The sequence below is a fragment of the Staphylococcus sp. FSL W8-0305 genome (assembly GCF_037966415.1).
GTDB lineage: Bacteria > Bacillota > Bacilli > Staphylococcales > Staphylococcaceae > Staphylococcus > Staphylococcus aureus.
Map to the genome: position 1 here is coordinate 2,185,597 of NZ_CP150198.1, position 25,525 is coordinate 2,211,121.

Genomic DNA, 25,525 nt, shown 5'->3' on the forward strand with positions numbered 1-25,525 from the left:
AAAAGCCCATACAGAGATGAAGTGAAATGCTCCCTTCAAAGTAGACATTGAAAAAATGAAAACTTTGAAGGGAGCTTTATTTATGTCAATAAAACCTAAAGTAGACATAGATGTACTGCTATATATGTTTCAAGAATATGAAAAAGGCGTGTCGTTTCAATACTTAATCGATACATTACAATTAGATATTAATGTCAATACTTTGTATCCTAAGTATAAATATTATAAAACCCATGGTATTGAAACACTACTTACACAAAAACAATACAATCACTATTCAAAGGAACTAAAATTAAAAGTTGTAAATGAATATTTGAATTCAAATCAATCAACCCAAGACATCGCAATCAAATACAATATTCGTAGTTCGACACAAGTCAAAAATTGGATAAAAATGTATACTGTAGGAAAAGAGATTAAGAATCAATCTCCTAAAACTGGGGTGTATATCATGAAAGCAAGAAAAACCACATTTGAAGAACGTGTAACAATTGTTGAATATTACTTGAATCATAAACAATCTTATAGAGAAGTTGCAGAACACTTTAATATCTCATACGGTCAAATTTACCAGTGGGTTCATAAGTATCAAGCACATGGTAAAAATGGATTAGTAGATGGCAGAGGCAAAGGAAAACCCAAATCTATGATGACGCCAGAAGAACAAAAAGAAGCTGAAATTCAAGCATTAAAAGCACAAAATCGATTATTAGAGATGGAAAATGACGTTTTAAAAAAGTTTCAAGCATTGGAAAGAGAGATGATTCAAAGAGAAAACAAATCACGGCATACAAAACGATCGAAGCGTTAAAACATCAATACCCTATCCAACGCTTGTGTCGTATTTTAGGCATTTCTAGAGCGAGTTATTATAAGTGGGTACATTATCAATCGAGTGAACTTGAATTAGAGAATGAACAGCTTAAGCGAGAAATAGAATCAATCTATCATAAGTATAATGGTATTTATGGCTATCGTCGCATTTATATCTATATTCGCTTAAAACTAGGTAAACAAGTAAACCGAAAGCGAATTTATCGTTTGATGAAAGAACTTAATTTAAAAGCAGTAATACGTCAAAAGCGAAAACCTTATCGACGTTCAACGCCACAAATCACATCAGAAAATAAGCTTAATCGACAATTTGACATTGATACGCCAAATAAAGTTTGGTTAACAGATGTAACAGAATTTAAAATCAAAGAAGGTAGTAAGATATATTTGAGTGCCATTTATGACTTAGGTGCTAAACGTATTGTTAGTTATGAGCTAGGCCCTTCTAACAATAATCAATTAGTATTTAAAACATTCAATCAAGCGATAGAAAAAGTAGAAAATACCAAAGGTATTTTATTTCATAGTGACCGAGGTTTTCAATATACATCGAAAACATTTAAACATATGTTGGATGAATGTGGCATGATTCAAAGTATGTCACGTGTTAGCAAATGTATCGATAACGGTCCAATGGAAGGTGTATGGGGTACAATAAAAAGTGAAATTTTTAGAGGAAATAAGCACTTTAAATTTAATAGTGTAGAAGAAGCTACAAAAACAATTCATGATTTTATTCTTTTCTTTAATCATGAAAGAATTACATTAAAAATGGCTGATTCTGTATAACAACAAAACCAACCATTAATTTTAATTATTTAATTGTCTACTAGACTGGGTGCAGTTCAAAGCGTAATGTGCGCATGTCGTAAGAGACATGGTGCGACACATTAGTGTCTTCAATCAGTATGGGCTTTGTTTATGAGGTCAGTTGGCACCTTAAGTGCAATACCTCGTGAGCAAATATTAATTTTGAATATAACCGTATTGTTGGCGAAGATCATAAACTTTATCTGGTGTGACATCCTGACCGATTGGATCAACCACTTTTATTGTGGAAAATGTTGTTAATACTTGTCCCCGGATCATGCTTAAGTAGTCTTGGCGCAATGCATGTTGTTCTTGTTTTTCAGCTACAGTAAGTGGTTGTACTTTTTCTTTATTTGCAAGTTCATTAATTCTATCTAAAATTTTCATATTGTCATATCCTCCTTAGAATCAAGTGTTGATATATTTTGAGATTATTTCTATCAGGTAATTTATCAACACATTCAGTAATGTTTTTAGTTTCTGGGTCTTTTGACCAGCAGATTTTTGGAATTAAAATAAGGGGTTTGAGACACGATTTTAATAGTAGTACGACGGCAAAGTGATGTTATTGAAGTGCCGTTTGATATACATGTCTGCAATGTTGTTTTATAAGACAGGATGACGTAACTGAGCAAAGAAATGAGCATTGTCGAATGACATCGTGTGTCTTATTAAAATTGCAATGGCCATCGCATAGGTATATTCACAGTCGATTTTCTTGATTTCTACATTATCATAATACGTAGTGTAAAAGTTATACGACAGTCGATAGTCGATTCGCTTATTACCACGAGCAATTATTATGTGCTGCTTCAACTTCGACTTCAATTTACTTGTAATGAATGTCATTAGACTCTGACTATTCTGATTAATATTTAATCTGTTATGCGTGTGTTCAAACCCTTGAGGTTCATCTGTCTCGCTCACGCCAATCCCTCCTATCTTAGTATTTAAACAACGCGTATCAACTATGCGACATGTGTTGTTTAGACATACTATACTACTATGTCGTACGTTTGCCAATAAACACGGACATATCATTTGTTGCCTAAACAACATATTGCCTGAAGTGTTGTTTAAGTACGCAAAAACAAAAATGCTTGTCACTAAAATCTATATGTTTTAATGACAAGCTTATTTTCATTCAGTTAACGACTGCCAATATGGCTTTGTAGAGTATAGGACGTTGATTTATGTCCTAGACACGGCTAATCAATCGTAATACGTTAAATTTTATTGTGTGTACAAGTATGAACCTAAGTCACATAGTGATTTCAAGATGCATGACTAAATACCAAGTTTTATTAAAAATGTGCTATATGATGAATTAAAAATGGAAGGTTGCGATCGATAAACACATCGGCTGTTTCTTGACTCGTGTTAAACCAATGTAATGCTAAGCCTGATATACCAGCTGCTAAAAAACTCCCACTATTTACAATGATATCTCGTTGATGCTCTGGGTAGCTGTTTTCTAACATAATCGCAAAAATATCTTCTAATTCATTATTAATACGTTGATGTGCTTTGTTGCAAAATGCTTCACTATTTAATTCGCAAGACTTTGCAGCATCTTTGATATAACTCGCAATTGAAATGAAAATATTACGCAGTACCTTTTCATTAATGACATTAGAAATGCTCAAGTTATCATTCAAGTCTTTTAAAATGGTTACAGACAATGTGTAGTCTAGGAGGTCTTCTTTATCAGTGAAATGAGCGTAAAATGTTGCACGATTTAACGTAGCAATATCAGTGATATCTTTAACTGTAATTTGAGACAATTTCTTTTCTCTAGAAATTTTAAGAAAAGCATCGACAAGCAATTGTTTGGTTCTAACGATTCTTGGATCTATGGATTTACTTTCCGTCATTTGTTCACTACCTAACATCTGTTGTTTTAACACTTATTATCAGTATCTTCTATTATGTTGTCAATTGTGTTGATGATATGTAAGTGCTGATACGCTCCTAACAAATAATGTATCTTTTTGGTAAGCATTTGAATGTCTTTCTTCTATTATATTAATGGATTTTAAAAATGAAGATAAAATAAAAAGTGTATTGTAACAATATGATTGAAAAATTGCCAATTTCTTTATCTAAAAATTCAGAATTTTGTGATATACTATTTTTCATAGTCTTGAGTTATAGATGATACTGCTAGCCTAAATATAACAACATCGGCATGCACATCTTAGAATTTAAGCTAGTGGCAGCTTATAACTTAAGGCTCTTTATTATTTGCATAAAGATGTATATACATAAATGGAAGGATGATATTATGACATCAATTAAAACAATTACACCCAAAGATTTTATATTTAGAGTTTTATCAGGTGTCGCCATAGGTATTGTTGCGGGTTTAGTTCCTAATGCGATACTTGGAGAAATTTTTAAATACTTTATGGATTATCATCCGATTTTTAAAACGTTATTAGGCGTTGTCGTTGCAATTCAATTTACAGTACCTGCTTTGATTGGTGCATTGGTTGCCATGAAATTTGACCTATCGCCATTAGCAATTGCTGTTGTGGCAAGTGCAGCATATGTAGGAAGCGGTGCAGCGCAGTTTAAAAATGGTGCTTGGATGATTACGGGTATTGGTGATTTAATTAATACAATGATTACAGCAGCGATTGCAGTGTTGTTCATTTTACTTATTCAACATCGTGTAGGTAGTATGGCTTTGATTGTATTCCCAACAGTTGTTGGCGGTATTTCAGGTGCAATTGGTATTTTAATATTGCCGTATACGAAAATGATTACAACAGCCATCGGTAATATGGTTAATGGTTTTACAGAATTACAACCAATTGTCATGAGTATTTTGATTTCAATGGTATTTAGTCTTATTATTATTTCGCCACTATCAACTGTGGCCATTGCCTTTGCGATAGGTATTACAGGTTTAGCAGCTGGATCAGCGTCAATTGGTATTTCCGCGACTGAAGCAGTATTGATAATTGGTACAAGTAAAGTAAATCGTTTAGGGGTGCCGTTATCCGTCTTCTTTGGAGGCGTTAAAATGATGATACCTAATATGGTGAAATATCCAATTCTTATGTTACCAATATTGACGACAGCCATTGTATCAGGCTTGGTATCAGCATTAGTAGGTATTCATGGAACGAAAGAGTCAGCTGGATTTGGTTTTATAGGAATGGTAGGACCGATTAATGCATTTAAATTTATGGAGGTTGATTCTGCTTGGTTGAGTGTCTTACTAATTGTAGTAGCGTTCTTTGTTGTACCATTTGTAACAGCTTGGCTTGCAGATATCATTTATCGTAAAGTGTTTCGTTTATATACTAATGATATTTTTAAATTCATGGGATAAGGACAATATGTTTTTTGAAAATATTAGACCAAAAATTATTTAATGTTATTGTGAATTGCGAGAATAAAGTTTAGCAATATAATTGAGCTGCAGTTTATTTGTGCTTATAAAAGATAAGTCAATACACAAAAGATATGTGTTTTAAAACTTTGAATATATAACAATAATAGCAATCAATACATGTGAGGGAATCTATGTATTGATTGCTTTTTAATTGTGTTTAATTAATCAATTTAAGTTATATTTGATGACGGTAATGTTACAGGCGTGTAACAAAAATACAATCTGTAATATTACGAAAGCTGTAATAGTTGAGCTAAATATAGTAAAAAACTTATGCATTTATGCTTATTTCAAGGATTGATTAGATTCTAAAAGAAACATATTTCACATTACAGTATAAAACAACCATATTTCAACATTACAAATAACACCTGATATTGTAATGTTTTGTAAAGAAAGTGTAATTTACTTGCTACTTTTTTATGATATAGTGAGTACCGTTGAAAGAAATAAAAGACAATTTAAACTTGCACTACGACATTCAAATTCAAAATATAATTACTAAAAACATAAACTTACAATTATTACTGGAGGATTTTTTACTATGAAAAAGACAATTATGGCATCATCATTAGCAGTGGCATTAGGTGTAACAGGTTACGCAGCAGGTACAGGACATCAAGCACACGCTGCTGAAGTAAACGTTGATCAAGCACACTTAGTTGACTTAGCGCATAATCATCAAGATCAATTAAATGCAGCTCCAATCAAAGATGGTGCATATGACATCCACTTTGTAAAAGATGGTTTCCAATATAACTTTACTTCAAATGGTACTACATGGTCATGGAGCTATGAAGCAGCTAATGGTCAAACTGCTGGTTTCTCAAACGTTGCAGGTGCAGACTACACTACTTCATACAACCAAGGTTCAAATGTACAATCAGTAAGCTACAATGCACAATCAAGTAACTCAAACGTTGAAGCTGTTTCAGCTCCAACTTACCATAACTACAGCACTTCAACTACTTCAAGTTCAGTGAGATTAAGCAATGGTAATACTGCAGGTGCTACTGGTTCATCAGCAGCTCAAATCATGGCTCAACGTACTGGTGTTCCAGCTTCTACATGGGCTGCAATCATCGCTCGTGAATCAAATGGTCAAGTAAATGCTTACAACCCATCAGGTGCTTCAGGTTTATTCCAAACTATGCCAGGTTGGGGCCCAACAAACACTGTTGACCAACAAATCAACGCAGCTGTTAAAGCATACAAAGCACAAGGTTTAGGTGCTTGGGGATTCTAATTCCTTCATAATAAATAAAAGTAATGTTTAAACATTAAATATATAGCTCTTCCCATAGAAATTGGGGAGAGTTTTTTTATTAGAAATTAAAGTCTGATTCATAGGTTAGGATGTTATTTTATTATTCCTGACGATTTTAATGTCATGATAGAAGAATTAATGTTACTATTAAATTAGAATAAGGCGAAATATACAATATACCATGATTCTTTTTACACAAATACTTCAATATGGAGTGAGTATTTGTCATTTCATATGGTTAAATTTGAAAGAGAGGTGGAAAGATATCACCGTGTATATATTTTAATAACAGTGCGCGGTAATTTATTCATTATAGAAATTTTGAAAAAGTAAATTCCGAATAGCATATCTTAATGATTCTGTTACAGTAAGATGCATAAAATATAAAACGAACCTTTTTTTGTAAAAATATAATGAAAATAACAGTTATTTTGCTAAAAATTCAAGAATCTATGATAATCTATGTTATGTAGTAAAATCGACAAATTTATATGTGGTTTGCAGTAATGAAATTAACTGTAATAATTGTTTTCTACTTAATAAAAAATTTAAAACTATCTTAATTAAGGGTTAAATCAATTAATGAAAATCAGTGCAATATTTTATTTTCAAAAATATTGTGATATGCTACAAAATAGAGAAAAATAAATGGGGCGTTTATTAACATGGATACAAAAGACTTTAAACGTTTAGAAAAAATGTATTCCCCGCGATACTTACCCGGATTAGATGGATTGAGGGCATTCGCAGTTATAGGAATCATTATTTATCACTTGAATGCACAATGGTTAAGTGGGGGCTTTTTAGGAGTAGATACATTCTTCGTTATTTCAGGTTATTTAATAACAAGTTTGTTGATAAGTGAGTATTATCGGACGCAAAAAATCGATTTGCTAGAGTTTTGGAAGCGACGATTGAAACGACTCATTCCGGCAGTGTTATTTTTAATCTGTGTCGTGCTTACGTTCACCTTGATATTTAAACCGGAATTGATTATACAAATGAAACGAGATGCTATTGCAGCTATATTCTATGTTTCAAACTGGTGGTACATTTCACAGAATGTAGATTATTTTAACCAATTTGCTATTGAACCACTCAAACATTTATGGTCTTTAGCCATTGAAGAACAATTTTACTTGCTTTTCCCATTGGTTATCACGTTCTTATTACATAGATTTAAACCGAGAAATATTATTCAAACGCTATTTATTGTATCGTTGATTTCTTTAGGACTTATGATAGTGATTCATTTCATCACTGGAGATAATTCACGTGTGTATTTTGGGACAGATACACGACTGCAAACTTTATTGCTTGGTTGTATATTAGCATTTATTTGGCCTCCGTTTGCTTTGAAAAAAGATATTTCTAAAAAGATTGTCGTATCATTAGATATTATAGGGATATCTGGTTTTGCGGTTCTAATGACTTTGTTCTTTATAGTTGGAGACCAAGATCAATGGATCTATAATGGAGGATTTTACATTATATCATTTGCAACTTTATTCATTATTGCGATTGCGGTACATCCTTCTAGTTTATTTGCTAAATTTTTAAGTATGAAACCTTTACTAATTATAGGTAAACGATCATATAGCTTATATTTATGGCATTATCCTATCATTGTTTTTGTGAACAGTTATTACGTACAAGGACAAATACCGGTATACGTTTATATTATAGAAATTTTGTTAACAGCGTTAATGGCTGAAATTTCGTATCGCTTTATTGAAACACCTATACGTAAAAAAGGATTTAAAGCTTTTGCATTTTTACCTAAAAAGAAGAGTCAATTTGCTAGAACTGTGTTAGTTATCTTATTATTGATTCCATCTATCATCGTTCTCAGTGGGCAATTTGATGCGCTTGGTAAACAACATGAAGCTGAGAAGAAAGAGAAGAAGACGGAATTTAAAACAACGAAGAAAAAGGTCGTTAAAAAAGATAAGCAAGAGGATAAGCAGACGGCGAATAGTAAAGAGGATATTAAAAAGTCATCACCACTATTAATTGGTGACTCGGTTATGGTGGATATTGGTAATGTCTTTACTAAGAAAATACCAAATGCACAAATTGATGGTAAAGTTGGACGGCAACTCGTTGATGCTACACCAATTGTGAAATCGCAATATAAAGACTATGCTAAAAAAGGTCAAAAAGTTGTAGTAGAGCTTGGTACAAATGGGGCATTTACGAAAGATCAATTAAATGAACTATTGGATAGTTTTGGAAAAGCAGACATATATTTAGTTTCTATTAGAGTACCTAGAGATTATGAAGGTAGAATAAATAAATTAATTTATGAGGCAGCTGAAAAGCGCTCTAATGTACATCTAGTCGATTGGTATAAAGCTTCTGCAGGTCATCCGGAGTACTTTGCATATGACGGTATTCACTTAGAATATGCAGGTAGTAAAGCGCTGACTGATTTGATTGTAAAAACGATGGAAACACATGCTACAAATAAGAAATAATTTGATGCACTAAACTTTTGAAATATTACATTACTTCTGATATTTATTATCAAAAAGGATGTATTTCATTAAAAGTTTAGTGCTTTTTTATTTTCAAATCCCATGTTAACGGTGCAGAAAAAGTGTTGTAAACATTCTAATTGGTATATTACATTCAATGATGCTTTGTTAGGAACAGATTACATTATGATAACAAAGACCACAAGGTACCTAATCTCTGTTATAGTTTGTTTTGTCGCAAAACTATAAAAGTTATAATTATTTGCATACTAAAAAAATAAAAAATACAAAATTTAAAATAATTGAGTCGCTAATGACTATATGTATAGAGTGTTTTGATTATTGGGAGGATATTTAATTATGAAAAAAATCGTTACAGCTACAATCGCTACAGCAGGACTTGCCACTATCGCATTTGCAGGACATGATGCACAAGCCGCAGAACAAAATAACAATGGATATAATTCTAATGACGCTCAATCATACAGCTATACGTATACAATTGATGCACAAGGTAATTATCATTACACTTGGACAGGAAATTGGAATCCAAGTCAATTAACGCAAAACAACACATACTATTACAATAACTACAATACTTATAGTTATAACAATGCATCTTACAATAACTACTATAATCATTCATATCAATACAATAACTATACAAACAATAGCCAAACAGCAACAAATAACTATTACACTGGTGGTTCAGGTGCAAGTTATAGCACAACAAGCAATAATGTTCATGTGACTACAACTGCAGCGCCATCTTCAAATGGTCGTTCAATTTCTAATGGTTATGCATCAGGAAGTAACTTATATACTTCAGGACAATGTACTTATTATGTATTTGATCGTGTTGGTGGGAAAATTGGTTCAACATGGGGCAATGCTAGTAATTGGGCTAGCGCAGCTGCATCATCTGGCTATACAGTGAACAATACACCAAAAGCTGGTGCTATCATGCAAACAACACAAGGCTATTACGGTCATGTTGCTTACGTTGAAGGCGTTAACAGCAACGGTTCTGTTCGTGTTTCAGAAATGAACTATGGACATGGTGCTGGTGTGGTTACATCTCGTACAATTTCAGCAAACCAAGCAGGTTCATATAATTTCATTCATTAATCAAATGTAAATCAAATGACGTCAATATTCTCTAACATGAGAGTATTGGCGTTTTTGTTTTATATAAATATAAATATAAATGAGAGCGGTTTATTCACTGATCTTTAGGGAACTAAGTAATAAAATGATAATTTATACTATGTCAGTATGATTGAGAGTGATTCAATTTAGATGAAAATCATGAAAAAATATATCAAAACAGCATTTTTCTGTAGTATGTATTGGTTAATTGTTCAACTAAATATAGCAAATTTAGGTACAAGAATTCCTGACAAGTATTTTCGTCAGAAGCATATAATATTTAAATCATTTAACTTTGAGAAGCATGGAAAATTTTGGAACAAATGGTTTTACGTAAGAAAATGGAAGCATAAGATTTTAGATGGTCATAAGCTTAATCGAAATATATATGATCAGCGTCATTTAATGACAATCAATATTGATGAAATCGAAAAAATGATTATAGAGACAAAGAGGGCAGAGTTGATTCATTGGATATCGATACTTCCAGTCATTATATTCAATAAAGGCCCTCGTGTAGTAAAGTATATAAATATTTTCTATGCAATGATAGCTAATGTTCCAATCATTATTGTGCAACGCTATAATCGACCGAGATTAACGCAGTTACTACGCATATTAAAACGAAGAGGTGAACGTCATGACTAAACATATCATCGTTATTGGTGGTGGCTTAGGTGGGATTTCTGCAGCAATTCGAATGGCACAAAGTGGCTATTCGGTCTCATTATATGAACAAAATAATCATATAGGAGGCAAAGTGAATCGTCATGAGTCAGATGACTTTGGCTTTGATTTAGGTCCATCTATTTTAACGATGCCTTATATTTTTGAAAAATTATTCGAATATAGCAAGAAGCAAATGTCAGACTACGTTACAATCAAGCGATTGCCACATCAATGGCGTAGCTTTTTTCCAGATGGAACGACTATCGATTTGTATGAAGGTATTAAAGAAACAGGTCAGCATAATGCGATATTGTCGAAACAGGATATAGAGGAACTGCAAAATTATTTGAATTATACAAGACGAATCGATCGTATTACTGAAAAAGGGTATTTTAACTATGGTTTAGATACACTATCTCAAATTATTAAATTTCATGGGCCATTAAATGCACTTATTAATTATGATTATGTACATACTATGCAACAGGCCATAGACAAGCGTATCTCGAATCCATACTTGCGACAAATGTTAGGCTATTTTATCAAATATGTAGGTTCTTCATCGTACGATGCGCCAGCTGTATTATCTATGTTATTCCATATGCAACAAGAGCAAGGCCTTTGGTATGTAGAAGGTGGAATCCATCATTTAGCCAATGCCTTGGAAAAGCTAGCGCGTGAAGAAGGTGTCACAATTCATACAGGTACACGTGTGGACAATATTAAAACATATGAAAGATGTGTGACGGGTGTCAGATTAGATACAGGTGAGTTTGTAAAGGCAGATTATATTATTTCAAATATGGAAGTCATACCTACTTATAAATATTTACTTCACCTTGATACTCAACGATTAAACAAATTAGAGCGGGAATTTGAGCCAGCAAGCTCAGGATATGTGATGCATTTAGGTGTTGCTTGCCAATACCCGCAATTAGCACATCATAATTTCTTTTTTACGGAAAATGCTTATCTCAATTATCAACAAGTTTTTCATGAAAAGGTATTGCCAGATGATCCGACCATTTATTTAGTAAATACGAATAAAACTGATCACACACAAGCGCCAGTAGGTTATGAAAATATCAAAGTCTTACCACATATTCCATATATTCAAGACCAGCCTTTTACAACTGAAGATTATGCGAAGTTTAGGGATAAAATTTTGGATAAATTAGAAAAAATGGGACTCACTGATTTAAGAAAACACATTATTTATGAAGATGTTTGGACACCGGAGGATATTGAAAAAAATTATCGTTCTAATCGTGGTGCAATATATGGTGTTGTAGCAGATAAAAAGAAAAACAAAGGATTTAAATTTCCTAAAGAAAGTCAGTATTTTGAAAACTTGTACTTTGTAGGGGGATCAGTAAATCCTGGTGGTGGCATGCCAATGGTTACATTAAGTGGGCAACAAGTCGCAGACAAAATAAACGCGCGAGAAGCGAAGAATAGGAAGTGATATCTATGAAATGGTTATCACGAATATTAACAGTAATAGTGACCATGTCTATGGCGTGTGGTGCATTGATATTTAATCGTAGACATCAGCTAAAGGCGAAAACGCTGAACTTCAATCATAAAGCATTAACAATTATTATTCCGGCTAGAAACGAAGAAAAAAGAATAGGTCATTTACTACATTCGATAATACAACAGCAAGTTCCAGTAGATGTCATTGTTATGAATGACGGATCGACAGATGAAACAGCATGTGTAGCGCGTTCATATGGTGCGACTGTAGTAGATGTTGTTGATGATGCTGACGGCAAATGGTATGGGAAATCACATGCTTGTTATCAAGGTGTGACGCATGCATGTACGAATCGTATTGCTTTTGTAGATGCTGATGTAACTTTCTTAAGGAAAGATGCTGTTGAAGCGTTGATTAATCAGTATCAATTACAAGGTGAAAAAGGATTGTTAAGCGTACAGCCTTATCATATAACAAAGCGTTTCTACGAAGGGTTTTCAGCAATATTTAATTTAATGACAGTCGTTGGTATGAATGTATTTTCTACCTTAGACGACGGTCGGACTAACCAGCATGCATTTGGACCGGTGACATTAACAAATAAAGAAGATTATTATGCAACTGGAGGTCATAAAAGTGCGAACCGTCATATTATTGAAGGATTTGCTTTAGGAAGTGCATATACTTCACAATCATTGCCCGTAACAGTTTATGAAGGATTTCCATTTGTTGCATTTCGCATGTATCAAGAAGGATTTCAGTCATTACAAGAAGGATGGACAAAGCATTTGTCGACTGGGGCAGGTGGCACAAAGCCTAAGATCATGGCAGCAATTGTGTTGTGGTTGTTCGGTTCTATTGCGAGTATTTTAGGGCTATGTCTTAGTTTAAAATATCGCCAAATGTCTGTAGGAAAAATGTTAACAGTTTACTTGAGCTATACTACACAATTTATTTATCTGCATCGAAGGGTCGGCCAATTTTCTAATTTATTAATGGTATGTCATCCATTGTTATTTATGTTTTTTACTAAAATTTTCATCCAATCTTGGAAACAAACGCATCGTTATGGTGTAGTTGAATGGAAAGGTCGTCAATATTCTATATCTAAAGAACAATAAATCAAGGTAATGGCATTTCAATATAGGAGGACTAGTATGACAATGATGGATATGAATTTTAAATATTGTCATAAAATCATGAAGAAACATTCAAAAAGCTTTTCTTACGCTTTTGACTTGTTACCAGAAGATCAAAGAAAAGCGGTTTGGGCAATTTATGCTGTGTGTCGTAAAATTGATGACAGTATAGATGTTTATGGCGATATTCAATTTTTAAATCAAATAAAAGAAGATATACAATCTATTGAAAAATACCCATATGAATATCATCACTTTCAAAGTGATCGTAGAATCATGATGGCCCTTCAGCATGTTGCACAACATAAAAATATCGCCTTTCAATCTTTCTATAATCTCATTGATACTGTATATAAAGATCAACATTTTACAATGTTTGAAACGGACGCTGAATTATTCGGATATTGTTATGGTGTTGCTGGTACAGTAGGTGAAGTATTGACGCCGATTTTAAGTGATCATGAAACGCATCAGACTTACGATGTCGCAAGAAGGCTTGGTGAATCGTTGCAATTGATTAATATATTAAGAGATGTCGGTGAAGATTTTGAAAATGAACGGATATATTTTAGTAAGCAACGATTAAAGCAATATGAAGTTGATATTGCTGAAGTGTACCAAAATGGTGTTAATAATCATTATATTGACTTATGGGAATATTATGCAGCTATCGCAGAAAAAGATTTTCGAGATGTTATGGATCAAATCAAAGTATTTAGTATTGAAGCACAACCAATCATAGAATTAGCAGCACGTATATATATTGAAATACTGGACGAAGTGAGACAGGCTAACTATACATTACATGAACGTGTTTTTGTGGAGAAGAGGAAAAAAGCAAAGTTGTTTCATGAAATAAATAGTAAATATCATAGAATATAGGTGGTTGAATAATGAAGATTGCAGTGATTGGTGCAGGTGTCACAGGATTAGCAGCGGCAGCCCGTATTGCTTCTCAAGGTCATGAAGTGACGATATTTGAAAAAAATAATAATGTAGGCGGGCGTATGAATCAATTAAAGAAAGATGGCTTTACATTTGATATGGGCCCCACAATTGTCATGATGCCAGATGTTTATAAAGATGTATTTACAATGTGTGGTAAAAATTATGAAGATTATATTGAATTGAGACAATTACGTTATATTTACGATGTGTATTTTGACCGCGATGATTGTATAACGGTGCCTACAGATTTAGCTGAATTACAGCACATGCTAGAAAGTATAGAACCTGGTTCAACGCATGGTTTTATGTCCTTTTTAACGGATGTTTATAAAAAATATGAAATTGCACGTCGCTATTTCTTAGAAAGAACGTATCGCAAACCAAGTGACTTTTATAATATGACGTCACTTGTGCAAGGTGCTAAGTTAAAAACGTTAAATCATGCAGATCAGCTAATTGAACATTATATTGATAACGAAAAGATACAAAAGCTTTTAGCGTTTCAAACGTTATACATAGGAATTGATCCAAAACGAGGCCCGTCACTATATTCAATTATTCCTATGATTGAAATGATGTTTGGTGTGCATTTTATTAAAGGCGGTATGTATGGCATGGCTCAAGGGCTAGCGCAATTAAATAAAGATTTAGGCGTTAATATTGAACTTAATGCTGAAATTGAGCAAATTATTATTGATCCTAAATTCAAACGAGCCGATGCGATAAAAGTGAATGGTGACATAAGAAAATTTGATAAAATTTTATGTACGGCTGATTTCCCTAGTGTTGCGGAATCATTAATGCCAGATTTTGCACCTATTAAAAAGTATCCACCACATAAAATTGCAGACTTAGATTACTCTTGTTCAGCATTTTTAATGTATATCGGTATAGATATTGATGTGACAGATCAAGTGAGACTTCATAATGTTATTTTTGCAGATGATTTTAGAGGAAACATTGAAGAAATATTTGAAGGGCGATTATCGCATGATCCTTCTATTTATGTGTATGTTCCTGCGGTTGCTGACAAATCTCTTGCACCACAAGGACAAACAGGTATTTATGTTTTAATGCCAACACCAGAACTTAAAACAGGTAGCGGAATCGATTGGTCAGATGAAGCATTAACAGACCAAATAAAAGATGTTATTTATCGTAAATTAGCAACTATTGAAGTATTTGAAGATATAAAATCGCATATTGTTTCAGAAACAATCTTTACGCCAAATGATTTTGAGCAAACGTATCATGCGAAATTTGGTTCGGCATTCGGTTTAATGCCAACTTTAGCGCAAAGTAATTATTATCGTCCACAAAATGTATCGCGAGATTATAAAGATTTATATTTTGCAGGTGCAAGTACGCATCCAGGTGCAGGCGTTCCTATTGTCTTAACGAGTGCGAAAATAACTGTAGATGAAATGATTAAAGATATTGAGCAAGGCGTGTAAGGGAGTAGTCTAAGAGAAAGATGTGAGAAAAGTATAAGGGGAACGTAAAAGGCATAGTGAAATAAGTATGTGCTTAAGAAGTTTTATTTAACAATGAATGACGCCTGTTAAGGTTCACGTTTGAATACGTACCTTGATGGGCGTTATACTTTATATAAGCATATCTAACTGGTTGCGCATGCGGATATGCATGGCAGTTAAATCCTAACGATTGAGCGTATATTAATCTGAAAATTCCTAATATTGACAATAATATTGTACCTACCTAAAATGAAAATAAATTCATTCAATACAACGTGTGTCATAAGATCTGTTGAAGATAACGGTGAATGGCGATGTCATTGTAACCATCTAAATGAGAGTGATACAAGTTGTTAGGATTATGATAGTCGCCCAGGCTATGTTTAATGATAGAGGAGGAATTTGATGATCTCTAACAAATTAGCAAATATCCCTGATAGTTATTTTGGGAAAACGATGGGACGTAAAATCGAACATGGACCATTGCCATTAATTAATATGGCAGTTGGAATCCCTGATGGGCCCACGCCACAAGGTATTATTGATCATTTTCAAAAAGCACTAACTATTCCTGAAAATCAAAAATATGGTGCTTTTCATGGTAAAGAAGCGTTCAAGCAAGCTATTGTAGATTTTTATCAAAGACAATATAATGTGACGTTAGATAAAGAAGATGAAGTATGTATTTTATATGGTACAAAAAATGGATTAGTGGCAGTACCAACATGTGTTATCAATCCAGGAGACTATGTATTACTACCTGACCCAGGCTACACTGATTATTTAGCAGGTGTACTTTTAGCTGATGGCAAGCCTGTTCCGCTTAATTTAGAACCGCCGCATTATTTGCCAGATTGGTCCAAAGTTGATTCAAAAATAATAGATAAAACAAAACTCATTTATTTAACGTATCCAAATAATCCAACTGGATCGACAGCTACGAAAGAAGTTTTTGATGAAGCGATAGCTAAATTTAAAGATACAGACACTAAAATCGTGCATGATTTTGCTTATGGTGCCTTCGGTTTCGACGCTAAAAATCCTAGTATACTTGCTTCGGAAAATGGGAAAGATGTTGCGATTGAAATTTATTCCTTGTCTAAAGGTTATAACATGTCAGGTTTTAGAGTCGGTTTTGCAGTTGGTAATAAAGATATGATTCAAGCTTTGAAAAAGTACCAAACGCACACAAATGCTGGGATGTTTGGTGCATTACAAGATGCCGCAATATATGCTTTGAATCATTATGATGATTTTTTAGAAGAACAAAGCAATGTATTTAAAGCACGTCGTGACCGATTCGAAGCCATGCTTACAAAAGCTGATTTGCCATTTTTTCATGCTAAAGGTGGCATATATGTATGGTTGGAAACACCGCCTGGTTATGACAGCGAGCAATTTGAGCAATTTTTAGTGAAAGAGAAGTCAATACTTGTTGCTCCAGGGAAACCATTTGGAGAGAATGGTAATCGTTATGTGAGAATCTCATTGGCGTTAGATGACCAGCAATTAGACGAAGCTGCAATAAGATTAACAGAACTAGCATATTTATATGAATAATAAAGTTAAGGGTGATGTTAAAATGACAAAAATTAAAATCATGAGTGTACGTGATGAAGATATGCCTTATATCAAGGCGTGGGCAGAGAAACATCATGTTGAGGTAGATATTACTAAAGAAGCATTAACTGATGACAATGTTGAAGGTGTCGCTGGTTATGATGGCTTATCGCTATCACAACAAATACCATTATCAGAGCATGTTTATAAACGATTAAATGAACTAGGTATTAAACAAATCGCACAACGTAGTGCTGGATTTGACACATATGATTTGGAGTTAGCAAACAAGTATAACTTGATTGTGTCAAATGTGCCGTCATACTCTCCGAATTCAATTGCGGAGTTTGCTGTGAACCAGGCTATTAATGTGGTTCGTCATTTTAATCAAATTCAAACGAAAGTGCGAGAGCATGATTTTAGATGGGAACCTACTATTTTATCGAAATCCATTAAAGATTTAAAAGTAGCTGTTATTGGTACAGGTCGAATTGGCCGTGTAGTAGCCGATATATTTGCCAATGGTTATCAAAGTGATGTGGTCGCATACGACCCGTTTCCTAATGCTAAAATTGCAACGTATGTCGATTACAAAGATACGATTGAGGAAGCGGTTGAAGGTGCTGATATCGTGACATTACATGTACCTGCAACGAAATATAATCATTATCTATTTAATGCTGAATTATTTAAACATTTTAAAAAGGACGCAGTATTTGTCAATTGTGCGAGAGGTTCTTTAGTAGATACTAAGGCTTTATTAGACGCATTAGACAATGGTGTGATTAAAGGTGCAGCACTTGATACGTATGAATTTGAACGCAAACTTTTCCCAAGTGATCAAAGGGGCAAAACACTGAACGATCCATTGTTAGAATCGTTGATTGACAGGGAAGATGTCATATTAACACCACATATTGCGTTTTATACTGAAGCTGCAGTTGAAAATCTAATTGTTGATGCATTAGATGCAACATTAGATGTATTGCAGACTGGAGATACTAGGTTACGAGTAAATTAAAAATCGAACTGATGAGATAATTTGGATTGTTGGGATTCTCATCAGTTCGATTTTTTAATTTGGTGTTGATGACGTTGAATATTGCCTAATTAAACGACATCGTAACCTTGATCTTCAATTGCGTCTTTCATTTGAGATACAGCAACTTTACTGTCATCATATTGAACACTTACTTGACCATTTTCAAGGTTAACTTCAGCTGAAGTGACACCGTCAATATTATTTAATGCAGATTCAACAGCACTTTTGCAGTGACCACAGCTCATACCTTCAACATTTAAAATTTCTTGTGACATAGCATTCACCTCCTTTTAGAGCCACTTATTATTTATAATAATTAGTGGCTCTTATGCAGTTGGAGCGAAGATCCAACTGTAAACCATAGTGTACTTATTATTTATAATAATTAGTGGCTCTTATGCAGTTGGAGCGAAGATCCAACTGTAAACCATAGTGTACTTATTATTTGTAATAATATTGTAGAGTCTGAGACATAAATCAATGTTCAATGCTCTACAAAGTTATATTGGCAGTAGTTGACTGAACGAAAATACGCTTGTAACAAGCTTTTTTCAACTCTAGTCAACCTTGCCGGCGGGGCCCCAACATAGAGAAATTGGATTCCCAATTTCTACAGACAATGCAAGTTGGGGTGGGACGACGAAATAAATTTTACGAAAATATCATTTCTGTCCCACTCCCAAGATACACTAATTCGCCAAGCGAAAAGTGTAACTATATATGCAGTTGGAGCGAAGATCCAACTGTAAACCGCGACATTATAGAGCCAATCACTAGCCTATCTCAGAATCACCAACGAATCCTTCATTATTAAGGAATCTAGGCATCTTTACGGCGTGGTTCTAATCGCATCTTTTTCAATCTAAGTGCGTTTGTGACAACACTTACTGAACTTAGTGCCATTGCAGCACCAGCAACCCATGGCGCAAGTAAGCCTAATGCAGCTATAGGGATACCGGCAATATTATAGCCGAATGCCCAAAATAGATTTTGACGAATATTACGAATGGTTGCTTTACTTGCATAAATGGCTTTAGGAATAAGCATCAAGTCGCCACCAAGAATAGTAATATCAGCCGCTTCAATAGCAACTTCTGTACCTGTACCAATGGCGATACCGATATCAGCTTTAACTAATGCAGGTGCATCATTTACACCGTCACCAACCATCGCAACCTTCTTACCTTGTTGCTGTAGTTTCGTTATTTGTGCAGCTTTTTCTTCTGGTAAAATATCTGCAATAACAGTATCTATGCCTACTTGCTTTGCAATGGCTTGAGCAGTGTTTTTATTATCGCCAGTTAACATGGCAACTTCAATGCCCATATCATGCAATTGTTTTATAGCATCTTTGGCATGATCTTTTACAGTATCTGCCACTGCGATGATACCAGTTAATGAATAATTAACAGCAATGAGCATAGCAGTTTTACCATCTCGTTCATAATGTGTTAAATCATCAGAAATATGCTTAGGCAAGCTAATATCATTGTCAGCCATTAATTTACGGTTACCAACCAATATATGGTGATGATCAATCGTTGCTTCAATACCATGGCCAGGTACTGCTTTAAATGTTGTTGTCTCAGTTAATGTTAATTGCTTTTCTTTTGCATAATTGACAATGGCTTCTGCCAATGGGTGTTCAGAATCTTTTTCAGCAGTAGCAAGTAGTTGTAGCGTTTGATCGTCACCATGATAATCTGTCACGACTGGACAACCATTTGTAATGGTACCCGTCTTATCTAAAACGATGGTATCAATTTGATGTGTGCGTTCAACAAACTCGCCACCTTTAAATAAAATACCATTTTCAGCAGCGCGACCAGTACCTACCATAATAGAAGTTGGTGTAGCAAGTCCTAATGCGCATGGACAAGCAATGACGAGAACGGAAATACTCGCAACAAGTGCAGGTTCAAATGTACCTGGTGTAACTAAAGTAATCCACACGATAAATGTTAATAGTGCGATACCAACAACGATAGGAACGAAATAACCAGAAATAATATCTGCCAATCGCTGAATCGGCGCTTTAGAACTTTGAGCTTCTTCGACAACTTTAATAATATTTGCCAATGCAGTGTCCCCGCCAACTTTTGTTGCTGTCATAGTAATAGTACCGTTTTTGTTCATCGTTGAACCAATTACAGTATCATCAACATTCTTCTCAACAGGGATAGATTCACCTGTTAACATAGATTCGTCGATGGCAGTCATACCTTTAATAATTTTGCCATCAACAGGTATCTTTTCACCTGGTTTAACGATAAGTGTATCTCCAACATGTACCTCATTTAGAGGAATCATCACTTCATTACCGTCTTTTAAAATGCGTGCTTCTTTAGCTTGTAAACTTAATAATTCGCCAAGCGCATTGGTTGTTTGAGACTTCGCTCTAGCTTCTAAATACTTACCGAATAAGATTAAGGTAATTAGTACGGCGCTTGTTTCAAAGTATAAATGCGGTTGTGTTGTTGAGCCATTTAGCCAACGAACCATTTCATAAATACTGTAAAAATATGCTGCACTTGTACCAACAGCAACAAGTACATCCATATTGGCGCCACCATTTCTTAAATTTTTATAAGCACCTACATAAAATTGCCATCCAATAATAAATTGTACAGGTGTAGCTAAAATAAATTGGAACCATGGATTCGTAAATAGTGCTGGTATATGCATATTGAAAAGATGTACAAACATTAACATTAATAGCGGTAAAGATAATACTGCTGATATGATAAGCTTAATCAATTTATGTTGTAGCGCTTCAGCTTTGCGTGACGTTTGATCTCTATTATTATCTTTAATAGATGCGTCATAACCTAATTTTTGAATGCGAGTGACAAGTTTATCAGCATCTGTTTCTTCAGGATAATAGTCAACTTTAGCTTGCTCCGTTGTTAAATTGACCGTTGCATTTTGAACGCCGTCCATTTTATTTAACACTTTTTCAATACGGCTTGAGCATGCAGCACAAGTCATGCCTGTAATGTCTAATTCGACAGTTTCTACAGCGACACCGTAACCTAAATGTTGAATCGTATTAATAAATTCTTGGACATCATGTTGATCAGGGTTATACTCAACAGTTGCTTTCTCTGTAGTTAAATTCACTTGGGCATTAACGTCATCAAGTTTATTCAGTTTCTTTTCGATACGATTTGAACATGCGGCACAAGTCATACCAGTGATATCTAATGTTGTTTTTTTCGTATTAGCCACATTATTGCCTCCCTGTGATTCATTGTTACACGTCTAATGTACCCCCTATAGGTATATAAGTCAATCGTTGCGTTTTACTTTTACCAATTTTAAAAAGAAAAAGAGAGATTGCCGTGCAAACATTGCACAACAATCTCTCTATTTAGCATCTATATAAAAGAAGTCGTAATTAATATTAAAGGATGTATGAATGAAAGGTAAAACTTAAATGACTTCTGGATTTGTAATTCTTAGGTGACTTAAAAGAAATCAGATGGGTTAAATTCTTTCGCATGTAAATTTTTGAAATTATTAAGATGGATGACTTTATCGTCATCTTTGTTGTCTGACAACTGACGACTTGTGTCGTTTGTCATTTCGTAATCTTGTATCGTTTTAACTAAACCTAGAATGATTAAGATAGCAACTGTGCCTGTAATTAATATTCTCATCGCTATCATACTCCTTTATATTTCTCTTACTCACATTTTACGTTAATAGATTAAAAAATGAATGCGTCTGTAGTATTGAATTTATCTACTACTTTAGCAGTATTTGATGCGAGAATGGTATAGATAAGAGTGATAAGGTTATGATTTCATAATGTTATAGCTTATTAGTTGCATAGGCGAATGTTTATTTGATTAACTATTAAACAAGTAAATAAGTTATTAGGAGTTGAAAGGTGTAATGACTGAAAAAGAAAAAATGTTAGCAGAAAAATGGTACGATGCAAACTTTGATCAAGACTTAATCAATGAACGTGCACGAGCGAAAGATATTTGCTTTGAATTAAATCATACAAAGCCGAGTGACAAAAATAAAAGAAAGGAATTAATCGATGAATTATTTCAAACAACAACAGACAATGTAAGTATTTCGATTCCTTTTGATACAGATTATGGTTGGAACGTTAAACTAGGAAAAAATGTCTATGTAAACACCAATTGTTATTTTATGGATGGTGGACAGATTACAATTGGCGATAATGTTTTTATAGGACCTAATTGTGGATTCTACACAGCAACACATCCACTTAATTTTCATCATAGAAATGAAGGATTTGAAAAAGCAGGACCAATTAATATTGGCAGTAATACTTGGTTTGGCGGACATGTAGCCGTGCTTCCGGGAGTGACGATTGGAGAAGGCAGTGTGATTGGTGCTGGTAGTGTTGTCACCAAAGATATTCCGCCACACAGTTTAGCGGTTGGAAACCCTTGTAAAGTCGTTCGTAAAATTGATAATGAGGTACCATCAGAAGCATTGAACGATGAAACACTAAATTAGTTGTCATGACACTTCTAAATTTTAAAAAGTAACCAATCAATTTCAAAATACTTGAGAATAAGGGATAAAGCATAAAAATGAAAGCGATTGCAAAACCGACCTTACTCATAGTAAAATGAGTTTAAATGATGTTATATCATTAAATCAAAGGGTTAAACCACTTTCAAAATTTATAGGGGGTAAGTGTACATGGTAGTAGAATTTAAAAATGAACCTGGTTACGATTTTTCAGTCCAAGAAAATGTGGATATGTTTAAGAAAGCATTGAAAGACGTGGAAAAAGAATTAGGTCAAGACATACCATTAGTGATTAATGGAGAGAAGATTTTCAAAGATGACAAAATTAAATCAATCAATCCTGCAGACACATCACAAGTGATTGCAAATGCATCAAAGGCAACAAAACAAGATGTTGAAGATGCATTTAAAGCAGCGAACGAAGCTTATAAATCTTGGAAAACATGGTCAGCAAATGATCGTGCAGAGCTTATGTTACGTGTTTCGGCAATTATTCGTCGTCGAAAAGCGGAAATTGCAGCAATTATGGTTTATGAAGCAGGTAAGCCATGGGATGAAGCAGTTGGTGATGCAGCTGAAGGTATTGATTTTATTGAATACTATGCACGTTCAATGATGGACTTGGCTCAAGGCAAGCCAGTACTTGATCGTGAAGGTGAACACAATAAATATTTCTATAAATCAATTGGTACAGGTGTTACAATTCCACCGTGGAACTTCCCGTTTGCGATTATGGCTGGTACAACTTTAGCACCAGTTGTGGCAGGTAATACAGTGTTATTGAAACCTGCTGAGGATACACCTTATATCGCTTATAAATTAATGGAAATTTTAGAAGAAGCAGGATTACCAAAAGGCGTAGTTAACTTTGTTCCTGGTGATCCGAAAGAAATTGGTGATTACTTAGTTGATCATAAAGATACGCATTTTGTTACATTTACAGGATCACGTGCGACAGGTACTAGAATTTATGAACGTAGTGCCGTTGTTCAAGAAGGTCAAAACTTCTTGAAACGTGTTATCGCTGAAATGGGCGGTAAAGATGCCATTGTAGTTGATGAAAATATTGATACAGATATGGCAGCAGAAGCTATTGTAACGTCAGCGTTTGGTTTCTCTGGTCAAAAATGTTCAGCATGTTCACGTGCAATTGTGCATAAAGACGTTTATGACGAAGTATTAGAAAAATCAATTAAACTAACAAAAGAATTAACGTTGGGTAATACTGTAGACAATACGTATATGGGCCCAGTTATTAATAAAAAACAATTTGATAAGATTAAAAATTATATTGAAATTGGTAAAGAAGAAGGTAAATTAGAACAAGGTGGCGGCACTGATGATTCAAAAGGTTACTTTGTAGAACCAACAATCATTTCAGGACTTAAATCTAAAGATAGAATCATGCAAGAAGAAATTTTTGGTCCAGTTGTTGGCTTTGTGAAAGTTAACGATTTTGATGAAGCAATTGAGGTTGCAAATGATACAGATTACGGTTTAACTGGTGCAGTGATTACAAATAATCGCGAGCATTGGATTAAAGCGGTAAACGAATTTGATGTAGGTAATTTATACCTTAACAGAGGCTGTACTTCAGCAGTTGTTGGATACCATCCATTTGGTGGTTTCAAAATGTCAGGTACGGACGCTAAAACAGGTAGCCCAGACTACTTATTACACTTCTTAGAACAAAAGGTTGTTTCAGAAATGTTCTAATGCTTCATAATGAACAAGGGCCATCCATTGCGGTTGGCTCTTTTTATTTATAACTTTAAAAATTAAGTAATAGCAACCATATTTTTAGAAAAGGATTCTAGGTATAAGAATGTGAGATACGTTATTTCAATAATAATGGGAATTGTATTAGCAATTTGGTCATTTAAACAACTGAGTCAAAGTCATTTAGATAGCGGATTTATGTTTTTCTTCATAGTTTATGTGTTGTATATCAGTTATTTTAATAGCGATAAGCACGATAAAAATAAAAAACGATAGTAGTACACGAATTCATTAACGTGTACACTATCGTTTTTATTATGAATGTTGGTAACGCTTATGAGCCTCTAATTTACTATTTAATCTTAATATTAATGACCTTATGGAAAATGTTATCAATATCTTCGCCAGGCCAGTCAATTTTTTCATCTTTTATCCAATGTATAAAACCTTCAATCAACGAGTCATAAATATAAAATATGAGATTATCTGGGATGTCGCTGTCAATATCGATACGGTCTCTATTATTTTTGATATCGTTATGCATAATTTTAATGCAGACATTTTTTAATACTTTATTAAATTCAGCGTCTTCTTCTTGGAATTCTGCGATTTCTCTCAAATCCTCTTTATTATTAATCGTATCACTCATCGTTTGGAATGGATGATTAAGACGGTCACTGATATCTCTAGCAAAGTAGTCTTTAGTCAATTGATTGAACAAATACTCTAGAAGATCATATTTATCATAAAAGTGTTTATAAAATGTTGTGCGGTGTACGAGTGCGTTGTCGCAAATTTGATTGACAGTAATCGTTTGGAATAATTGCTGTTCTAACAATTGTAGCAAGCTACTCGACAATGCTTTTTTTGTCTTTATAACTCGTAAATCAGTCTCTTTCATCTACATTTCTCCTTTGTGTGTAGTTTAATATACAAAATTTTCCAATTGATTCTTTAAGAGGTCGGTGATAGATACTATAATCAAACAATAATCTACACTGTATAGTTAAACTATAACGTTGATTTTAAAAGGAGGCAATA

The 25,525-nt window shown here is 33.9% G+C and carries 22 protein-coding genes and 1 pseudogene; 16 read left to right on the forward strand and 7 right to left on the reverse strand.

The window, feature by feature from the left end:
• Positions 1-55 precede the first annotated feature (55 nt).
• A protein-coding gene (locus NST10_RS10580; RefSeq protein ID WP_094409958.1) for an IS3-like element ISSau2 family transposase occupies positions 56-1,623 on the forward strand; the annotation gives its coding sequence in 2 pieces (ribosomal slippage) (positions 56-731 and positions 731-1,623; 1,569 coding nt in all).
• A 177-nt stretch (positions 1,624-1,800) separates the two neighbouring features.
• Here the strand turns inward: NST10_RS10580 and NST10_RS10585 are convergent.
• From NST10_RS10585 to NST10_RS10595, 3 genes are all read right to left on the reverse strand, one after another.
• On the reverse strand, positions 1,801-2,031 hold the full coding sequence (locus tag NST10_RS10585; protein WP_000697134.1) for a DUF896 domain-containing protein: 231 nt from the start codon (positions 2,029-2,031) through the stop codon (positions 1,801-1,803).
• Between the two features lie 219 nt (positions 2,032-2,250).
• The gene (locus tag NST10_RS10590; protein WP_001794490.1) at positions 2,251-2,751 is read right to left on the reverse strand and encodes a hypothetical protein; all 501 of its coding nucleotides are present in this window, start codon (positions 2,749-2,751) and stop codon (positions 2,251-2,253) included.
• A 197-nt stretch (positions 2,752-2,948) separates the two neighbouring features.
• Positions 2,949-3,518 (reverse strand): TetR/AcrR family transcriptional regulator, encoded by a 570-nt coding sequence (locus tag NST10_RS10595; RefSeq protein WP_001791286.1) that lies wholly within the window; start codon positions 3,516-3,518, stop codon positions 2,949-2,951.
• 154 nt (positions 3,519-3,672) lie between these two features.
• Here NST10_RS10595 and NST10_RS10600 point away from each other — a divergent pair.
• From NST10_RS10600 to NST10_RS10655, 12 genes and pseudogenes are all read left to right on the forward strand, one after another.
• Positions 3,673-3,802, forward strand: a pseudogene (locus tag NST10_RS10600) (hypothetical protein).
• A 126-nt stretch (positions 3,803-3,928) separates the two neighbouring features.
• Complete coding sequence (locus NST10_RS10605) at positions 3,929-4,984, forward strand: PTS transporter subunit IIC (protein ID WP_000200680.1); 1,056 nt, start codon at positions 3,929-3,931, stop codon at positions 4,982-4,984.
• A 607-nt stretch (positions 4,985-5,591) separates the two neighbouring features.
• Positions 5,592-6,293, forward strand: coding sequence for a lytic transglycosylase IsaA (gene isaA, locus NST10_RS10610; RefSeq protein WP_000751265.1), 702 nt, complete (start codon positions 5,592-5,594; stop codon positions 6,291-6,293).
• Between the two features lie 686 nt (positions 6,294-6,979).
• Positions 6,980-8,791, forward strand: a complete 1,812-nt coding sequence (locus NST10_RS10615) for an acyltransferase family protein (protein ID WP_000379825.1) — start codon at positions 6,980-6,982, stop codon at positions 8,789-8,791.
• Between the two features lie 360 nt (positions 8,792-9,151).
• A complete protein-coding gene (locus NST10_RS10620; RefSeq protein WP_000725226.1) occupies positions 9,152-9,919 on the forward strand; it encodes a CHAP domain-containing protein in 768 nt (255 codons plus the stop codon).
• Between the two features lie 180 nt (positions 9,920-10,099).
• A complete protein-coding gene (gene crtO, locus NST10_RS10625) occupies positions 10,100-10,588 on the forward strand; it encodes a glycosyl-4,4'-diaponeurosporenoate acyltransferase (RefSeq protein ID WP_072386988.1) in 489 nt (162 codons plus the stop codon).
• Positions 10,581-12,074, forward strand: a complete 1,494-nt coding sequence (locus NST10_RS10630; protein ID WP_000160442.1) for an NAD(P)/FAD-dependent oxidoreductase — start codon at positions 10,581-10,583, stop codon at positions 12,072-12,074. The genes crtO and NST10_RS10630 overlap by 8 nt, the downstream gene beginning before the upstream one ends.
• A 5-nt stretch (positions 12,075-12,079) precedes the next feature.
• Entirely contained in the window at positions 12,080-13,207 is a 1,128-nt protein-coding gene (gene crtQ / locus NST10_RS10635) for a 4,4'-diaponeurosporenoate glycosyltransferase (protein WP_000871726.1), read from the forward strand.
• Between the two features lie 36 nt (positions 13,208-13,243).
• On the forward strand, positions 13,244-14,107 hold the full coding sequence (gene crtM / locus NST10_RS10640; protein WP_000178319.1) for a 4,4'-diapophytoene synthase CrtM: 864 nt from the start codon (positions 13,244-13,246) through the stop codon (positions 14,105-14,107).
• Positions 14,108-14,118: 11 nt separating this feature from the next.
• The gene (gene crtI, locus NST10_RS10645; RefSeq protein WP_000686175.1) at positions 14,119-15,627 is read left to right on the forward strand and encodes a phytoene desaturase family protein; all 1,509 of its coding nucleotides are present in this window, start codon (positions 14,119-14,121) and stop codon (positions 15,625-15,627) included.
• A 426-nt stretch (positions 15,628-16,053) separates the two neighbouring features.
• Positions 16,054-17,208 carry an aminotransferase class I/II-fold pyridoxal phosphate-dependent enzyme gene (locus NST10_RS10650; protein WP_000625053.1) on the forward strand — a complete coding sequence of 385 codons (1,155 nt, stop codon included), beginning with the start codon at positions 16,054-16,056 and terminating at the stop codon, positions 17,206-17,208.
• Between the two features lie 22 nt (positions 17,209-17,230).
• Complete coding sequence (locus tag NST10_RS10655) at positions 17,231-18,229, forward strand: D-lactate dehydrogenase (RefSeq protein WP_000161364.1); 999 nt, start codon at positions 17,231-17,233, stop codon at positions 18,227-18,229.
• Between the two features lie 89 nt (positions 18,230-18,318).
• On the opposite strand, the gene copZ is transcribed toward NST10_RS10655, so the two are convergent.
• From copZ to cwrA, 3 genes are all read right to left on the reverse strand, one after another.
• Positions 18,319-18,525 (reverse strand): copper chaperone CopZ, encoded by a 207-nt coding sequence (copZ, locus tag NST10_RS10660; protein WP_000076662.1) that lies wholly within the window; start codon positions 18,523-18,525, stop codon positions 18,319-18,321.
• Positions 18,526-19,069: 544 nt separating this feature from the next.
• Entirely contained in the window at positions 19,070-21,478 is a 2,409-nt protein-coding gene (locus NST10_RS10665) for a heavy metal translocating P-type ATPase (RefSeq protein WP_000024137.1), read from the reverse strand.
• Positions 21,479-21,717: 239 nt separating this feature from the next.
• Complete coding sequence (gene cwrA / locus NST10_RS10670; RefSeq protein ID WP_001221404.1) at positions 21,718-21,909, reverse strand: cell wall inhibition responsive protein CwrA; 192 nt, start codon at positions 21,907-21,909, stop codon at positions 21,718-21,720.
• Positions 21,910-22,147: 238 nt separating this feature from the next.
• Between cwrA and NST10_RS10675 the strand changes: the two genes are divergently transcribed.
• The 3 genes from NST10_RS10675 to NST10_RS10685 all read left to right on the forward strand — a co-directional run bounded on the left by NST10_RS10675 (position 22,148) and on the right by NST10_RS10685 (position 24,760).
• A complete protein-coding gene (locus tag NST10_RS10675) occupies positions 22,148-22,747 on the forward strand; it encodes a sugar O-acetyltransferase (RefSeq protein WP_000136482.1) in 600 nt (199 codons plus the stop codon).
• A gap of 189 nt (positions 22,748-22,936) precedes the next feature.
• The gene (gene pruA, locus NST10_RS10680; protein ID WP_000259692.1) at positions 22,937-24,481 is read left to right on the forward strand and encodes an L-glutamate gamma-semialdehyde dehydrogenase; all 1,545 of its coding nucleotides are present in this window, start codon (positions 22,937-22,939) and stop codon (positions 24,479-24,481) included.
• Positions 24,482-24,592: 111 nt separating this feature from the next.
• Complete coding sequence (locus NST10_RS10685; protein WP_001791283.1) at positions 24,593-24,760, forward strand: hypothetical protein; 168 nt, start codon at positions 24,593-24,595, stop codon at positions 24,758-24,760.
• A 76-nt stretch (positions 24,761-24,836) separates the two neighbouring features.
• Here NST10_RS10685 and farR read toward each other — a convergent pair whose 3' ends face one another.
• Entirely contained in the window at positions 24,837-25,385 is a 549-nt protein-coding gene (gene farR, locus NST10_RS10690) for a fatty acid efflux pump transcriptional regulator FarR (protein WP_000665237.1), read from the reverse strand.
• Positions 25,386-25,525 lie beyond the last annotated feature (140 nt).

What these genes read in the sequence shown, in the direction of transcription:
- copZ (WP_000076662.1), bottom strand. Translation starts at nt 18,525, where the DNA reads ATGTCACAAGAAATTTTAAATGTTGAAGGTATGAGCTGTGGTCACTGC.
- NST10_RS10650 (WP_000625053.1), top strand. Translation starts at nt 16,054, where the DNA reads ATGATCTCTAACAAATTAGCAAATATCCCTGATAGTTATTTTGGGAAA.
- NST10_RS10595 (WP_001791286.1), bottom strand. Translation starts at nt 3,518, where the DNA reads ATGACGGAAAGTAAATCCATAGATCCAAGAATCGTTAGAACCAAACAA.
- NST10_RS10630 (WP_000160442.1), top strand. Translation starts at nt 10,581, where the DNA reads ATGACTAAACATATCATCGTTATTGGTGGTGGCTTAGGTGGGATTTCT.
- crtI (WP_000686175.1), top strand. Translation starts at nt 14,119, where the DNA reads ATGAAGATTGCAGTGATTGGTGCAGGTGTCACAGGATTAGCAGCGGCA.
- NST10_RS10615 (WP_000379825.1), top strand. Translation starts at nt 6,980, where the DNA reads ATGGATACAAAAGACTTTAAACGTTTAGAAAAAATGTATTCCCCGCGA.
- NST10_RS10605 (WP_000200680.1), top strand. Translation starts at nt 3,929, where the DNA reads ATGACATCAATTAAAACAATTACACCCAAAGATTTTATATTTAGAGTT.
- NST10_RS10655 (WP_000161364.1), top strand. Translation starts at nt 17,231, where the DNA reads ATGACAAAAATTAAAATCATGAGTGTACGTGATGAAGATATGCCTTAT.
- NST10_RS10585 (WP_000697134.1), bottom strand. Translation starts at nt 2,031, where the DNA reads ATGAAAATTTTAGATAGAATTAATGAACTTGCAAATAAAGAAAAAGTA.
- crtQ (WP_000871726.1), top strand. Translation starts at nt 12,080, where the DNA reads ATGAAATGGTTATCACGAATATTAACAGTAATAGTGACCATGTCTATG.
- NST10_RS10620 (WP_000725226.1), top strand. Translation starts at nt 9,152, where the DNA reads ATGAAAAAAATCGTTACAGCTACAATCGCTACAGCAGGACTTGCCACT.
- farR (WP_000665237.1), bottom strand. Translation starts at nt 25,385, where the DNA reads ATGAAAGAGACTGATTTACGAGTTATAAAGACAAAAAAAGCATTGTCG.
- crtM (WP_000178319.1), top strand. Translation starts at nt 13,244, where the DNA reads ATGACAATGATGGATATGAATTTTAAATATTGTCATAAAATCATGAAG.
- NST10_RS10675 (WP_000136482.1), top strand. Translation starts at nt 22,148, where the DNA reads ATGACTGAAAAAGAAAAAATGTTAGCAGAAAAATGGTACGATGCAAAC.
- cwrA (WP_001221404.1), bottom strand. Translation starts at nt 21,909, where the DNA reads ATGAGAATATTAATTACAGGCACAGTTGCTATCTTAATCATTCTAGGT.
- crtO (WP_072386988.1), top strand. Translation starts at nt 10,100, where the DNA reads ATGAAAAAATATATCAAAACAGCATTTTTCTGTAGTATGTATTGGTTA.
- pruA (WP_000259692.1), top strand. Translation starts at nt 22,937, where the DNA reads ATGGTAGTAGAATTTAAAAATGAACCTGGTTACGATTTTTCAGTCCAA.
- isaA (WP_000751265.1), top strand. Translation starts at nt 5,592, where the DNA reads ATGAAAAAGACAATTATGGCATCATCATTAGCAGTGGCATTAGGTGTA.